At 71.6% G+C, this 14,025-nt stretch carries 14 protein-coding genes; 5 read left to right on the forward strand and 9 right to left on the reverse strand.

The genetic code is table 11. From position 1 onward, the window contains the following. Positions 1 to 2: 2 nt before the first annotated feature. The gene (locus tag ABEA34_RS19140) at positions 3 to 2,399 is read right to left on the reverse strand and encodes a PEP/pyruvate-binding domain-containing protein (RefSeq protein ID WP_345523110.1); all 2,397 of its coding nucleotides are present in this window, start codon (positions 2,397 to 2,399) and stop codon (positions 3 to 5) included. A gap of 28 nt (positions 2,400 to 2,427) precedes the next feature. Between ABEA34_RS19140 and ABEA34_RS19145 the strand changes: the two genes are divergently transcribed. Both ABEA34_RS19145 and ABEA34_RS19150 read left to right on the forward strand, forming a co-directional pair. Beyond that, the gene (locus tag ABEA34_RS19145) at positions 2,428 to 3,006 is read left to right on the forward strand and encodes a TetR/AcrR family transcriptional regulator (protein WP_345523112.1); all 579 of its coding nucleotides are present in this window, start codon (positions 2,428 to 2,430) and stop codon (positions 3,004 to 3,006) included. 105 nt (positions 3,007 to 3,111) lie between these two features. Then, a complete protein-coding gene (locus tag ABEA34_RS19150) occupies positions 3,112 to 3,333 on the forward strand; it encodes a DUF2188 domain-containing protein (protein ID WP_345523114.1) in 222 nt (73 codons plus the stop codon). Here ABEA34_RS19150 and ABEA34_RS19155 read toward each other — a convergent pair. The 3 genes from ABEA34_RS19155 to ABEA34_RS19165 all read right to left on the reverse strand — a co-directional run bounded on the left by ABEA34_RS19155 (position 3,300) and on the right by ABEA34_RS19165 (position 4,855). Further along, complete coding sequence (locus tag ABEA34_RS19155; protein WP_345523116.1) at positions 3,300 to 3,593, reverse strand: hypothetical protein; 294 nt, start codon at positions 3,591 to 3,593, stop codon at positions 3,300 to 3,302. The genes ABEA34_RS19150 and ABEA34_RS19155 overlap by 34 nt on opposite strands. Before the next feature lie 479 nt (positions 3,594 to 4,072). Beyond that, positions 4,073 to 4,492: a hypothetical protein gene (locus ABEA34_RS19160; protein WP_345523118.1), complete on the reverse strand. Its 420-nt coding sequence runs from the start codon at positions 4,490 to 4,492 to the stop codon at positions 4,073 to 4,075. A 69-nt stretch (positions 4,493 to 4,561) separates the two neighbouring features. After that, positions 4,562 to 4,855, reverse strand: coding sequence for an HNH endonuclease signature motif containing protein (locus ABEA34_RS19165; protein ID WP_345523275.1), 294 nt, complete (start codon positions 4,853 to 4,855; stop codon positions 4,562 to 4,564). A gap of 58 nt (positions 4,856 to 4,913) precedes the next feature. Between ABEA34_RS19165 and ABEA34_RS19170 the strand changes: the two genes are divergently transcribed. Further along, positions 4,914 to 6,083, forward strand: a complete 1,170-nt coding sequence (locus tag ABEA34_RS19170) for an FUSC family protein (RefSeq protein ID WP_345523119.1) — start codon at positions 4,914 to 4,916, stop codon at positions 6,081 to 6,083. On the opposite strand, the gene ABEA34_RS19175 is transcribed toward ABEA34_RS19170, so the two are convergent. Next, on the reverse strand, positions 6,018 to 7,244 hold the full coding sequence (locus tag ABEA34_RS19175) for a glucose-1-phosphate adenylyltransferase family protein (protein WP_345523120.1): 1,227 nt from the start codon (positions 7,242 to 7,244) through the stop codon (positions 6,018 to 6,020). The genes ABEA34_RS19170 and ABEA34_RS19175 overlap by 66 nt on opposite strands. Positions 7,245 to 7,347: 103 nt before the next feature. Here ABEA34_RS19175 and ABEA34_RS19180 point away from each other — a divergent pair, with 103 nt between their 5' ends. Both ABEA34_RS19180 and ABEA34_RS19185 read left to right on the forward strand, forming a co-directional pair. Then, positions 7,348 to 8,295 (forward strand): TIGR03557 family F420-dependent LLM class oxidoreductase, encoded by a 948-nt coding sequence (locus ABEA34_RS19180; protein WP_345523121.1) that lies wholly within the window; start codon positions 7,348 to 7,350, stop codon positions 8,293 to 8,295. Between the two features lie 52 nt (positions 8,296 to 8,347). Continuing rightward, the gene (locus ABEA34_RS19185; RefSeq protein ID WP_345523123.1) at positions 8,348 to 9,760 is read left to right on the forward strand and encodes an FAD-dependent oxidoreductase; all 1,413 of its coding nucleotides are present in this window, start codon (positions 8,348 to 8,350) and stop codon (positions 9,758 to 9,760) included. On the opposite strand, the gene ABEA34_RS19190 is transcribed toward ABEA34_RS19185, so the two are convergent. From ABEA34_RS19190 to ABEA34_RS19205, 4 genes are all read right to left on the reverse strand, one after another. Continuing rightward, on the reverse strand, positions 9,757 to 11,004 hold the full coding sequence (locus tag ABEA34_RS19190) for an HNH endonuclease signature motif containing protein (RefSeq protein WP_345523125.1): 1,248 nt from the start codon (positions 11,002 to 11,004) through the stop codon (positions 9,757 to 9,759). The genes ABEA34_RS19185 and ABEA34_RS19190 overlap by 4 nt on opposite strands. A gap of 446 nt (positions 11,005 to 11,450) precedes the next feature. After that, positions 11,451 to 11,942 (reverse strand): DUF6328 family protein, encoded by a 492-nt coding sequence (locus ABEA34_RS19195; protein ID WP_345523127.1) that lies wholly within the window; start codon positions 11,940 to 11,942, stop codon positions 11,451 to 11,453. Between the two features lie 19 nt (positions 11,943 to 11,961). Next, positions 11,962 to 13,143, reverse strand: a complete 1,182-nt coding sequence (locus tag ABEA34_RS19200) for a zinc-dependent alcohol dehydrogenase (protein WP_345523128.1) — start codon at positions 13,141 to 13,143, stop codon at positions 11,962 to 11,964. Positions 13,144 to 13,203: 60 nt separating this feature from the next. Continuing rightward, the gene (locus ABEA34_RS19205) at positions 13,204 to 13,992 is read right to left on the reverse strand and encodes a sigma-70 family RNA polymerase sigma factor (protein WP_345523130.1); all 789 of its coding nucleotides are present in this window, start codon (positions 13,990 to 13,992) and stop codon (positions 13,204 to 13,206) included. Positions 13,993 to 14,025 lie beyond the last annotated feature (33 nt).

The raw sequence follows: 14,025 nt of genomic DNA on the forward strand, positions 1-14,025 counted from the left end.
GGTCAGCTCAGGATGGTGACGGTGCCGCGGTCGCCGTCGACGCGGACGCGGTCCCCCGTGTGGAGCACGCGGGTGGCGCCCTGCGTGTTGACCACGCACGGCAGGCCGTACTCGCGGGCGACGACCGCGCCGTGCGAGACGGAGCTGCCGATGTCGGTGACGAGAGCGGCGATCAGGGTGAAGTACGGCGTCCAGCCGACGTCGGTCACCGGCGCGACCAGGATCTCCCCTGGTTGCAGCGCCTGCGCCTCGGCGATCGTGGTCGCGACCCGGACCGTGCCCTCGGCGACGCCGCTGCAGGCCGGGCGCCCGACGATCACGCCGTCCTCGACGCCCTCGGGCGGCTGGGGCCGGAACGGCACCGGCTTGCCGACGGTGACGTCCGGGAACTCCAGCCGGGCCTGGAAGGGCAGCGCCGTACGACGCGACTCTGCCGCGGCGACCAGGCCGGAGATGTCGCCGGTGCCGACGACGGCCGGCAGCTCGGAGCGGTCGAAGAAGAACACCAGGTCCGCGTCGGGGAGCCGGCCGCTCGCGGCCAGCTGCTCGCCGAGGAGCCGGTAGCCGCGGCTGAGCCGGTGGGCGACGAGCACCATCCGGGACTTGGTCGCCTCGCGGCCACGGGCTCCCGCACGGGCCATCCGGGCGAGGGTGCGCAGTGCCCGGGGCAGGTCGGCGTCGTCGACCGTCTGGGTGGGCCGGGTCGCGTTGCCGGTTGCCAGCCGGGCGCGCAACATGGCCTGCATGATCGTGCCGAGGCCCTCGGGGTCGTCGCCCCAGGAGGGGTCGCGCAGGCACAGCTCGCGATAGCCGCGGTGGCCGTGGCGCTCGAGGAAGTTGTTGAACCTCGCGGCCGTCGGCCCCTCGTCGCCCTTCAGCGAGCCCACGGCGCCGGCCGGGTCCAGCCCGAGGAAGCGGCCGCCCGCCTCCTCGTCGGCGGCCAGGTCGGCGACGACCTCGTCGAGCTGCGCGAGCATCATCGCGCTCTCCACGTCGGTGGCCCCGGCCATCAGCGCGGACGCCTGGGCACGACCCTCGTCCTCGGTCCGCCCGGCCTTGACCGCCTCCTTCACCACGGTGTCCTCGAGGACGTTGGCCGCGACGGCGGAGCGGGACGAGGAGCGCACGTGGGTCAGCGTGGCCTCATTGTAGAGCTCGACGGCGGCGTCGAGCTCGGCCAGCAACGCCTGGGGCGTGGCGGCCGACGGCGTGCTGGTCGTCGCCAGCTTCTTGTCCAGGCGCCGGATGTGCGGCCCGGCCGTCAGCGCGAAGGTGGTCAGCCGGACCGTGTTGACCAGACGACGCGGGAAGGGCTTCGGCGGCTTGGGCACGAGCTCCTCGACGACGCGGCCGGCGATCGAGATCGAGTACTGCTCCAGCGAGTTGCCCAGGATCCCGGAGCTCAGCGCCGTGCCCTCGGTCATGTTGAGGAAGAGGTGGCCGGAGAAGTAGCCGACCTGGAGCCAGCGGTCCGCGTCGTACTCCTGCTGGAACCCGCCCTTCACCTGCACCAGCTGCATGGCGTACTCGATCGCCCGGCCGCTGACCGAGGCGGTGAGCGGGCAGAAGGCGCCGGGCATCATCTCGCCGATGTTGCAGCGGGTGTAGACGTCGTCGGCCGTGTTGACCGCCGAGTCCATGGCGCTCAGGTCGCCGGGCAGCGTGGTGATCGGCCGCGCCTGCAGCCAGCGGATCGTGCCGGCGCCGTCGATCGCCCACTCCAGGTCGAGCGGGCGGCCCCAGCGTGCCTCGGCCTCGCGTGCGCCGGCGGCGACCGCGGTCACCTCGTCGTCGGTCACGGCCGGCGTCGCGGTCGTCTGCCGGTCGGTGATCGTCCCGGTGCGATCGACCTCGTAGTGGTCGGATGTCGTGGACCCGTCGACCAGCGACTCCCCCAGCCCGGCGACGGCGTCGACGACCGCCAGGTCCCGGCGGGCGCTGGTCGGGTCGGCCGTGAACACCACCCCGGCCGCGCGGGCGTCCACCATCTCCTGGACGACGAGGTGCATCACGCCGGAGATCCCCGCGTCGGTCTGGTACGCCGCCGCGCGGTCCGAGCCGGTCGACGCCACGCACCGGCGTACGGCGTCCACGAGCTCGTCGTAGCTGCTCACCCCGAGGACCGTCTCGTACTGGCCGGCGAAGGAGCTCTCGGCACCGTCCTCGCCGGCAGCGGACGAGCGCACCGCGACGGTGGTGACCGTGCCCGCTGCCACCAGGTCGGCGTAGCGCTGCGGCAGGCCCGGCGGCAGCGCGTCCGGGTCGGCGTTGGCGATGACGAACGCGGCCGGGACGGCGAACCCGGCCGCCGAGAGCTGGGCCAGCCCGAGCGCCTTGCCGCCGTACCGGCCGTCGACGACGTCGGTCAGCTCGACGAGCTCGCACGTGAGTGAGGTCACATCTAGTTACGTTACACTTGTCACGGAGATGGCAAACGAAAACGGCAGACCTCGGGACGCGCGCATCGACAGCGCGGTGCTCGGCGCCGCCGCGGAGCTGCTCCTCGAGGTCGGGTACGCCGACCTGACCGTCGCCGCCATCGCCGACCGGGCCGGCACCTCCCGCCCGGCCGTCTACCGCCGCTGGCCGACCAAGGCCCACCTCGTCCACGAGGCCACCTTCGGCGACAGCGTCATGCACGAGCCGCCGCGCACCGGCGTGCTCGAGGCCGACATCCGCGAGCTCGTACGCCGTACGGCCGAGCTCCTCACCACGCCGTTGGCGCGCGCAGCCGTCCCCGGGCTGATCGCCGAGGCCTCGGCGGACCCGACCCTGCACGCGCGGCTGCTCGAGCGGTTCGCGTCCGAGGGCTGGAGCGGCACCGAGGTCTACGTGCGGACGGCGGCCGAGGCCGGCGAGATCCGGGCGAACGTCGACGCCGTCGACATCATCGAGGTGGTGATCGGCGCGGCCCTGGTCGCCATGCTCGTCCGCGGCCCCGACGGCATCACCGACGACTGGATCGACCGGACGAGCGCGTTCGTCCTCGGCGGCATCAGGCCCTGAGGCCGCGTTTCACCCTCTTGGGGCGCGTACGACGGCGGGCAACGGGCAACCGGTCAGTCATGACGCCCGACGAAGGACGGAGCGGCACGGGGAGGGTTGATCGCCTTGGGAGAGGCAGTGGAGACGTACTACGACGGTCAGGCATGGCACAACAGGGTCCGGCGCCGAGGCCCCCTGCCGGGGACGTACCGCTCCCGCGAGGCGGCCTGCGAGGTCGGCCGCCACGAGGCGCGCGTGCGCGGCGTGGACCATGTCGTCCGGCGCCCGGACGGCAGCGTGGCGGAGCGGAACCGCTACCCGCGGCGCTCGGAGGAGATCCCCGGCTGACCGGTCCTGAGGCACGAGTCGACGGGGCTCCCGCTCTTGCGCAGGAGCGTCACGCGGCACGCAGCGGTCCGCCGGGCGTCGAGCAGGGCGCGACCGACGTCGCTCGTCGCGTCCGTGACCGCGGTGAGGTCGACGATCAGCGTCTCGCCCGGGCGAGCGTAGGCGGACACCGCCTCGCGGAGCCGGGCCGCGTCCTCGCGCCCGCACGCACCACTCACCCGGAGACGTCGTTGCGCCGGTTCGTACGACAGCGTGCTCATGGCTACCCCAACCCCTCGTCCACCGGGGGTACAGGCCACGGGAGCCGCGCTCTGCGTAAGGGGCGGCTCCCGAGACCTGCCCTTACCTGCTCCTACCGTAGCCAGCGGCGCCGCGGCAGAAAATACCTGTTCGGGTGAATCCCCTCCAGGTGCCGGCCACCAGGCGCTCTACGCTCCGGATGAGCACGTCCTGCCAGCTTGGATCACGGAGCTGAGCGCCACCGACGCACCAGGAGCCAGGCTCCGAGGGCGATCCAGGCGAGACACAGCAGCCGGACGACCAGGTCGCCACCTACTGCTCCGCCTACTGCCGCGAACATCGACCACGCAATCAGGCCCATGACGACGGCATGCCGTGCGATCGGGCGAGCTTGGTTGTCGGACACGTGGAGATGCTCCCACGGTCGCTGGTCGACGTGGGCCGAACGGACCCCGCCCATCGGCAGCACCTGCGGGCGCGACAGGTCATGCGTCGGGACTCAGGCGGCTTCGGAGTCCACGGGCCACCAGGGAGAACGCAACGCGATGAGACCCGCCATCGCCGTCACGCCGGCGACCGCACCGAGACTCAACAGCGGTGGCCCGTGTAGCCACGCGATGGCGACCGACGAGGCGAGGAGCACAGGAATGAACGCGGCGATCGCACCCAACACCCAGAGGGCACGTGCTGCGGGCCGGCGCTTCCGCGAGGCTATGCCGCTGCCGATGACCAGCAGGATCGTCGCGGCGGACACTGCCAGCATGAAGACACTGAAGGGGAACTGGGCGCGCGTGAGTCCATCGGCATCATCTCGGGCTCCGAAGGTGTCCACGGCCGCCCAGACTGCGTAGCCGCCGATCGCCACGGCTGCGATCACATAGATGACCGCGATCACCTGGGTGATCGGTCGATAAAGCACTCGAGGATGCTAGCGACCGCACGGCAGCAGAGGCCCGCGCATCGGTATGACAGTGCGCCAGGCGTCGGCCTAGCACCTGCGGTGGAAGGTGACCTTGCCGTTGGGTTGGTGGGTGGTCTCGTAGATCGGGTCGTGGGCTCTCGCGTGGTGTCGCGGGCAGAGGAGTCCGCCGTTGGTGAGGTCGGTGCCGCCGTCGTCGGCCCAGCGGATCCAGTGGTGTCCGTGGAACATCCACGGTGGCCAGTCGCAGCCTTCGGCGAGGCAGCCGCCGTCTCTGATGCCCAGGGCGGTCAGTTGGGCCTTGGTGAAGAAGCGCTTGGCTCGGCCGACGTCGAGGACCTCGGAGGCGACGGGGCAGGAAATACCCTTCTGAGTGGGATCTCCCCGGTCCCCGCGACGTGGAGTCGACTAGCGTCGACAGATGCCCTCTCCCGTGACCGCTCCGTGGCACGGCCGCGTGCGTGACCCCGTCTTCTGGAACGACCTCACTCAGCTCGCGAAGACGGCGCTGGCGGCGGTGCTCGCGTGGGTGCTGGCCACCGAGGTCTTCTCGCTGTCGCAGTCGTTCCTCGCCCCGTGGGCGGCGCTGCTGGTCGTGCACGCGACCGTCTACCGGACCTTCTCGCGGGGTCTGCGCCAGGTCACCGCCGCGGTCGCCGGCGTCGTGCTCGCCTGGGCCGTGGGCAACGCCCTGGGCCTCGACACCCTCTCGGTCGCGGTGGTGCTGACGGCCGGCCTCGTCATCGGTGCCCTCCCCTGGTTCGGCGAGGAGGCGATCACGGTCGCGGCGACGGCGATGGTCGTCCTGACCACCGGCTTCTCCAGCGACGACTCGATGCTGATCGAGCGACTGGGCGACACCGCGATCGGGATCGTGGTGGGCCTGCTGGTCAACGCAGCGGTCTGGCCACCGCTGCGCCGGCGTACGGCGATCACGGCGATGAACCGCATCGACGACGACATCGGCGGCCTGCTCACGGACATGGGGTCGCGGTTGGCCGTCGACTATGACGACGACGACGTGGCCGCGTGGGTCGAGCGCACCCGGGGCCTCGACGGCGACATCGACCACGCCTGGGCGCTGGTCCGTCAGGCCCAGGAGAGCAGCCGGATGAACCCGCGTCGCTCGGCGCGCGACCTGCGCGACCCGCGGCGCTCGCGGGACCTCCTGCAGCGCATGGAGCAGGCGGTCGCGGACACCCGCAGCATGGCGCGCACCCTCGGCTACGAGTCGGCGAGCTGGGCGGGGTGGGACGTGGAGTTCCGCGAGCGGTGGCCGCGCCTGCTGACGGACGCGGGCGAGGCGATCGCCGCCGCCGACCCCCGCGCGATCCGGGCCATCCACGACCGGCTCAACCAGCTGGTCGACGACCTCGGTGGCGACGGCGTACGGACGGCCCAGTGGCCGGTGTACGGCGCGCTGGTCATCAACCTGCGCAACATGCTCGACGCCATGGACGAGGTCGCGGCAGCCAACCCGCTGGGTCAGCCGCCGCTGCCCCTCGACCGGCTGCAGCAGCTGGGTTCACGCGGTCGTGCCCGGCTCGAGACGCGCGCCTCCCGGGACGGTGACGCCACGCCCGATCCGTGAGCCGCGGCCGACCAGCACGATGGCGTCCGGGTCCTCCGGGTCCGTGTCGGGCGACCCCACCTCGGCGCCCGGTCCGACGACGCAGTCGCGGTCGACGACCGCCCAGTCCAGGCGAGCGCCCTCCTCCACCCGGGTGTCCTGGAAGACGACGCTGTCGCGCACCAGGGCGCCGGCCTCGACCACCACGCCGGGGCCGAGCACGCTGCGGATGACGGTCCCGCTGACCGTGGACCCCGGGCTCAGCAGGCTGTCGGTCACCCGTGCCCCGTCGAGGACGCGGGCGGCCGAGCGCTGCTGCTGGTGCCCGACGATCGGCCAGTCCTGGTCCCCCAGGACGCCCAGGTCGTCGGCGAGGACGTCGTGGTGCGCCGCGACGTACTTGTGCGGCTTGCCCAGGTCCTTCCAGTAGCCCTTCATCGGGTGGACGAACACCTTGCCGCGGTCGACGAGGTAGGGGACGAGGTGCTCGCCGAAGTCGCCGAGCCCGGTGTCGCCCTCCCCCGCCTCGGGGCCGAGCTCGTGGTGGAGCTCCTCGAGCGCGCGCACCAGGACGGCCGGGTCGTAGACGAAGATCTCGGTGGCGACGGTCCCGGTGCTGGGCGAGTCGGGCTTGTACGCGAACCCGGTCACGCAACCGTCGTCGTCGCTCTCGACCGTCGCGTGGTCGGACGCCTCCTCGATCGGGACGGTGGTGGTCACGATCGTGCACTCGGCTCCGGTACGCCGGTGGGTGGCGACGGCGTCCATCACGTCGAAGCGGTAGACGTGGTCGGCGCTGAGCACCACGAGCACCTCCGGGTCGTCCGCCCGGACCTGGTCGCGGAACCGGTAGAGCTCGTCCGCGTTGCCCTGGGCGAACCCCTCCTCGTCGGTGCCCCCGGTGCCCTCCTGGGCCATCAGCAGGCGCAGGCCGCCCCGGTTGCGGTCGAGGTCCCACGGCCGACCGTTGGCGATCTCCTCGCCCAGGCCGGCGCCCTGGAACTGCACCGACAGCCAGACGTCGGTGATGCCGCTGTTGGAGAGGTTGGACAACGAGAAGTCGATCAGCTGGAAGACGCCGGCGAAGGGCAGCGTCGGCTTGGCCCGCTCCCGGGTCAGGACGTCCATCCGGCCGCCGGCGCCACCGGCCTGGACGAGGGCGAGCACATGAGTTCGGGCCACGGTCTCTTGGTGCCCGGCGGAGGGCGACGGCACACGTGCGAGCCACGTGTGCCCGGCAGCGGGCGGGGTACCGCCTTCGCACCCAACGACCGGAGGAGATCTCATGCGCATCGGCTACTTCCTCTCGACCGAGGAGTACTCCCCCGCCGAGCTCGTTGCCCAGGCGGCGGCCGCCGAGCAGGCAGGATTCACGGGGCTGTGGATCAGCGACCACTTCCACCCGTGGAACAACGAGCAGGGCAACAGTCCGCTCGTGTGGAGCGTCATCGGGGCGATCAGCCAGGTCTGCGACCTGCACGTCACGACGGCCGTGACCTGCCCGACGGTGCGGGTCCATCCCGCGATCGTCGCCCAGGCGGCGGGCACCTGCGCCGAGCTGCTCGACGGCCGGTTCACGTTGGGGGTCGGCACCGGCGAGGCCCTCAACGAGAGCATCATGGGCGGACCGTGGCCGCCGCTCGACGTCCGCCTGGACATGCTCGAGGAGGCGGTGGCCCTCATCCGTGAGCTGTGGACCGGTGAGGTGGTGACCAGCCGCGGCTCTCACTACACCGTCGACCATGCCCGCATCTACAACGTGCCGGACACCCCGCCCGAGATCTTCGTGTCGGCATTCGGCCCCAAGGCGCTGGAGCTCGCAGCACGGATCGGCGACGGCTACATCGGGACGGCGGCTGACGCTGACCTGGTCGCCCGCTTCAAGGAGGCCTCGGGCGGCAAGCCCGCCCAGGCGGGCGCCAAGGTCGCGTTCGCACCCACGCAGGAGGAGGGCTGGGAGCACGCCCACCGGCTGTGGCCCAACGCCGGGCTGCCCGGCGAGCTCGCCCAGGTCCTCCCGACTCCGGAGCACTTCGAGCAGGCCACCGAGCTGGTGACGATGGACTCGACGCGTGAGTCCGTCGTGGCCGGGAACGACCCCGAGGACCACCTCCGGCAGATCCGCGAGTACGCCGCCGCCGGGTACGACGAGCTCTACCTCGCCAACATGGGGCCGAACTTCGTGGAGATGATCGAGTTCTACGGCAAGGAGGTCCTGCCCGCGCTCGGCTGAACGGTCACCCGGCGGGAACGTGTGCCCGGGAACGGGTCGGGTACCGACGGACATGACCTCGACCTCGCTGTGGCACGACCGGACCCCCTGGCACGCGCCCGCCGTACAGGCGGACGTCGATCTCGCCGGACCCTGGGACGTGGTGGTCGTCGGCGCGGGCCTGACCGGCCTGACCACGGCGCTGCTGCTCGGCCGCGCCGGCAAGCGGGTGCTGGTGCTCGAGGCCCGGCAGGTCGGCGCGGGCGCCACCGGCAGCAGCACGGCGAAGGTCAGCCTGCTGCAGGGCACCCGCCTCTCGAGCATCCGACGGCACCACCCCGCGAGCACGGTCGCGAGGTACGTCGAGGCCAACCGCGAGGGACAGGCCTGGGTCGAGCGCTTCTGCGACGAGCACGGCGTCGGACTCGCGCACGCCCCGGCGTACACCTACGGGCACGGGCGGGTCGGTGCCGCTCGGGCTCGACGTGAGCACGACGTGGCCCGCGACGCCGGGCTCCCGGTGTCGTGGACCGACCAGGTCGACCTGCCGTTCCCGACCTCCGGCGCCGTCCGGCTCGACGACCAGGTCCAGCTCGACCCGATGGAGCTGCTGGGCGCGCTGGCCGCCGAGGCCGTGCGGCACGGCGTCGTGGTCGTCGAGGGCGTCCGGGTCCTGAAGGTGCGCGGGAGCTCTCCTGTCCGGGTCACCACCTATGAGCACGAGGTCCGCACGGAGCGGCTCGTCCTGGCCACCAACATGCCCATCCTCGACCGGGGCGCGTTCTTCTCCCGGATGACCCCGGCCCGCTCCTACGGCCTCGCCTACCGCACCGACGCCGAGCCGGTCGGAGCGATGTACCTGTCGGCCGACCAGCCGTCGCGCTCCCTGCGGGACGCGGTCGACCAGGACGGACAGCAGCTCCTGCTCGTCGGCGGGTCGGGCCACACGACCGGACGGTCGACCCCGACCAGCGCCCACGTCGACGAGCTGCGCACGTGGACCGCGGAGCACTTCCCCGGCGCTCGCGAGACCCACGCCTGGTCCGCCCAGGACTTCGTGCCGCACCACCAGCTCCCCTTCGCCGGTCCCCTGCTCCCCGGGTCCGACCACCTCCTGATGGCGGGCGGCTACGCCAAGTGGGGCATGACCAACGCCGTCGCGGCGTCGCTCGCACTCTCCTCACGCATCCTCGGAGGCCACACCGAGTGGGCCGACGCGTTCGCCACCTGGAGCCCGCACGAGCTCCGCGGCCTGCCCGCCAGCGCCAAGATGAACGCCGAGGTCGGCATCGAGCTCGCTCGCGGCTGGCTCCCCCCGCTGCGGCGTACCAGCCGGTCGAAGGTGTGCACGCACCTCGGCGGCGTCACGACCTGGAACGACGCCGAGAGCAGCTGGGACTGCCCGCTCCACGGCTCGCGCTTCGACGCCGACGGCTCCGTCCTCGACGGGCCTGCGGTGTGTGGTCTCCGGCATGCTGAAGGCTAGGGCCGTCGGTGGAAGCTGACCTCCCCGTTGGGGTGATGGGTCGTCTCGTACGTCGGGTCGTGGGCTCGGGCGTGGTGTCTGGGGCAGAGCAGGCCGCCGTTTGCGAGGTCCGTCGGGCCGTCGTCGGCCCAGCGGATCCAGTGGTGTCCGTGGCAGAGCCAGGGTGGCCAGTCGCACCCTTCGGCGACGCAGCCGCCGTCCCTGATGCCCAGGGCGGTCAGCTGGGCCTTGGTGAAGAAGCGTCTGGCTCGGCCGACGTCGAGGACCTCGGACTTGCCGTTGAGCACGACGGGGAGGATGCGGGCGGTGCAGGCCAGCCGGCGGACCTGGCTCGGGCTGATCTTCTCGCCGGTGTCGAGGACACCGGCCTTCTGCAGCTTGCCGGTCAGCACGTCGAGGTCGATGTGGATGACGATGGTGGCGTCGGTGCCGCCGACCTTCGGGAGGTCCTTGGCGCTGATGCGTTCGATGAGCTCGGCGAAGGCGCGGCCCATCCGCTCGGGTCCGGGGCGTCGTTCGATCCCGGGTCCGTGGGTGGCGGCCTGGTGCTTGGGCGCGGCGATCGCCAGGAGCATCTTCTTGAGCATCGCCGCCTGGACGGTCGGGAGGGTGAACCTGGCGTGGGTCTTGCCGTGACCGTCGTCGGTCATCGTCAGCCGCATCGCCTGTGCTGCCTTGGCCTCCTCCTTCTCGAGGAGGTCGGCCTCGTGCTGGTCCGCCAGCTCCGGCGCCACCACTTCCAACAGGCGGCGGCCGAGGATCCGCAGGGTCTTCGCGTCGTGCTCCTGCGCGGCATCGACCAGGTGGCGCTCGGCGCGGATCGTGAGGTCAGGGTCGAGATCCTCGGGTAGCTCCTTCACCGCTCGAACGATGACCTGCGCCTGCTCGGGTCGGAGGTCGCCGGCGGCGAGGGCGTCGCGGACCAGGTCGTGGGTGTCGAGGTCGTAGCCGAGGTGCACCACCCCCGCAGCGGCGGACCGGGTGAGCCGGGTCTGGTGCGCGAGCCAGGTGGCGGTGGAGGTGGCACCCTCGTCGGTGCCGACCTGGAGCTCGTCGGCGTGCCGCGCCACCCGCGCGCGGAGCTCGACGACCTGCGCCTCCAACTTCGTCAGCTCCACCAATGTGGACGCCGCGTCGGCAGACGTCATGGACCACACCGACGCGTCCACCACGGAGTCGGCAACACCGCGCATCCGCGCGGTCGCCGTGGCCACCTGGTGGTGGGGTGTGGTCATCGCTGTCATGGGACTAGCCAAGCACTGGACACCGACAGTCGGAGGCCCCAGAAGGCCTTATCCACAGGGTTCCAGGTCACGAAACGATCACGATCCCGGGCGAGGGAGGGCGGTCGGCTTTCCGGGGTTTCGAGACGGGCCTAGCGGCCCTCCTCAACCACCGGTCCTTGCGACCAGAGGGCCGGGAGGCAACGCCAACCCGAGCGCGCCGTACCCGCGTAACTGCCATAGCGGCGGCCGACCCCTGCGGACCCGCAGGCCACTGACAGCCGGTTGGTTTCGAGACGGGCCTGGCGGACCTCCTCAACCACCGGTGGGGACCACCGGAAAGCCGGGAGGCGACGCCGACCCGAGCGCGCCTTACCCGCGTAACTGCCTATCGGCGACCAACCCGGACGGACCCGCAGGCCACCGACAGTCGGAGGGTGGTTTCGAGCCAGGCCCGACGGCCCCCCTCAACCACCGGAGCCGGAGCCTTCCTCCACCGCCGCGATCCGCCGCAGCGACCTCGGCAGCACGACGAGCAACAGCAGGAGGACGATCGCCATCGCGCCGCCGGCGACGCACGCCCAGGCGCGGTCCACGACGACGTCGACGATGAAGGTGACCATCCCAGTCACGAGCAGCGCGATGGCCGCGAGGGCGCACGACGCCAACCGGTGGCCGGCGACGAGGATCCGGCTCTTGACGTGCTGGCCCGAGAGACGGCGGTGCACCGCGACCGGTGCGAGCACCAACGCCGTGGTGAGGGCGGCGAGGAGCACCAGGCCGAGGTAGAGCCCCTCCTGGAACCGGTCCAGGTCCGAGAAGCTGTCCTGGAAGGGCAGCGTCAGCAGGAACCCGGCGGTGAGCTGCGCGCCGGTCTGGACGACGCGCAGCTCCTGGAGCAGGTCGTCGAACTTCCGGTCGACGCGCTCCTCGTCGGTCTCGTCGCGGCCGTGGCGCATGCGACCTCCCGCTGGTGGCTCAGGGCTGGAAGACGACCTTAATGGTGCCGTCGGTCTTCTTCTGGAACTGCTCGTACGCCGCAGGTGCCTCGCTCAGCGACAGCCGGTGGGTGGCGAACTGCTCGACGCCCAACGGGTCCGAGTCGTCGGTGAGCAACGGCATGATGTCGTCGACCCACTTCTTGACGTTGGCCTGGCCCATCCGCACCTGCAGCTGCTTGTCGAACATCGTCAGCATCGGCATCGGGTCGGCCTGCCCGCCGTACACGCCGATGATCGACAACGTGCCGCCGCGGCGGACGGCGTCGATCGAGGCGTAGAGAGCGGCCAGCCGGTCGACGCCGAGCTTCTGCATCATCGGCTGGGCGAGCTTCTTGGGCAGGAACCCGACGAGCGTCTGCACGGCTGCCGCCGTGGGCGACCCGTGCGCCTCCATGCCGACCGCGTCGATGACCGAGTCGGCGCCCCGGCCGCCGGTGAGCTCGCGTACGGCGTCGCCGATGTCATCGACGGCGTTGAGGTCGATGACCTCGGCGCCGCGGCCGGCCACCCGGGCCAGGCGTTCGGGCACCAGGTCGACGCCGATCACCCGGTAGCCGAGGTGCATCCCGACGCGCGCCGCCATGTCACCGATGGGTCCGAGGCCCATCACCAGCAGCGTCCCGCCGTCGGGCACGGCGGCGTACTGCACCGCCTGCCAGGCGGTGGGCAGCACGTCGGACAGGAAGAGGAACCGGTCGTCGCTGGGACCCTTCGGCACCTTGATCGGCATGAAGTCGGCGTACGGCACGCGGAGGTACTCGGCCTGGCCACCGGGGATCTGGCCGTAGAGCTTGCTGTAGCCGAAGAAGCCCGCGCCCGTCCCGTACTCGTGGTTCTGCGTGGTCTCGCACTGGCTGTAGAGCTGCTGGTCGCACATCCAGCAGTGCCCGCACGACACGTTGAACGGGAGCACCACCCGGTCGCCGACCTTGAGGTCGCCGACGGTCGAGCCGACCTCCTCGACGATGCCCATCGGCTCGTGGCCGACGATGTCGCCCGGGGTCATGAACGGGGTGAGGGTCTCGTAGAGGTGGAGATCCGAGCCGCAGAGACCGGTCGACGTGATCTTGATGATCGCGTCCGTCGGCTCCTCGATCACCGGGTCCGGCACCTCCTCGACTCGGATGTCGCGACGTCCCTGCCAGGTCACTGCCTTCACTGCTGCCTCCACTGATTGAGTTGTCCAAGCGGTACCCAGGCCCGCCGACCCCATCCGCGATCAGGCGGCTTGGCTCGTCGCCAACTGCCGCAGACGCTCCAGCACCCGCGCCAGCAACCGCGAGACCTGCATCTGGGTCACCCCCAGCTCGGCGCCGATCTCGGCCTGGGTCAGCCCCTCGACGTACCGCAGGTAGAGGATCAGCCGGTCTCGCGGCTTGAGCTGTCGGGTCAGCCGTCCCAGCAGGACCCGAGCCTCGGCGGCCTCGTACGCCGCGGCGGAGTCCGGCGAGACCAGCCGATCCGACTCGACGTCCCCGCTCTCCAGCGGCTGGTCCAGGGACACGGGAGTGAAGCACCCCTGCGCCTGGAACGCAGACTCCACCACGCTCTGCTCGATGCCGAGCTCCGCGGCGAGCTCGGCCGGGGTGCGTTCGCGGCCGTCGTCGCGCCAGGCGGTCTGGTTGATCAGCTGCTGCGCCTCCTGCACGGCGCGCGTGGGCCGGACCATCCAGCCGTGGTCGCGGAAGTAGCGCTTGATCTCGCCCTGGATCGTCGGGACGGCGAACGTCAGGAAGTCGTCGGCCTGCGCGGGGTCGAAGCGGCGTGCTGCCCGCACCAGCGCGAGGCAGGCAACCTGGTCCAGGTCATCGGCGGCGACGCCGCGACCCCGGTAGCGACGGGCGATCGACGTGGCGACCGGGATGTTCTCGACGACCACCTCGTCGAGGAGACGCGCCCGCTCGACGGGATCGGCGCCCCGCGCCCGGGTCAGCAGCTCGTTCGTGTGGGAGCGACGCTCGTCCCGGGTCCGCTCGGGAGCGGCGGCCGCGGTGACCATGGCTGTCATGACCGTCTCGTCCCCGACGGTGCCGAAGGTAAA

The organism is Nocardioides conyzicola (assembly GCF_039543825.1).
Classification (GTDB): Bacteria; Actinomycetota; Actinomycetes; order Propionibacteriales; family Nocardioidaceae; genus Nocardioides; species Nocardioides conyzicola.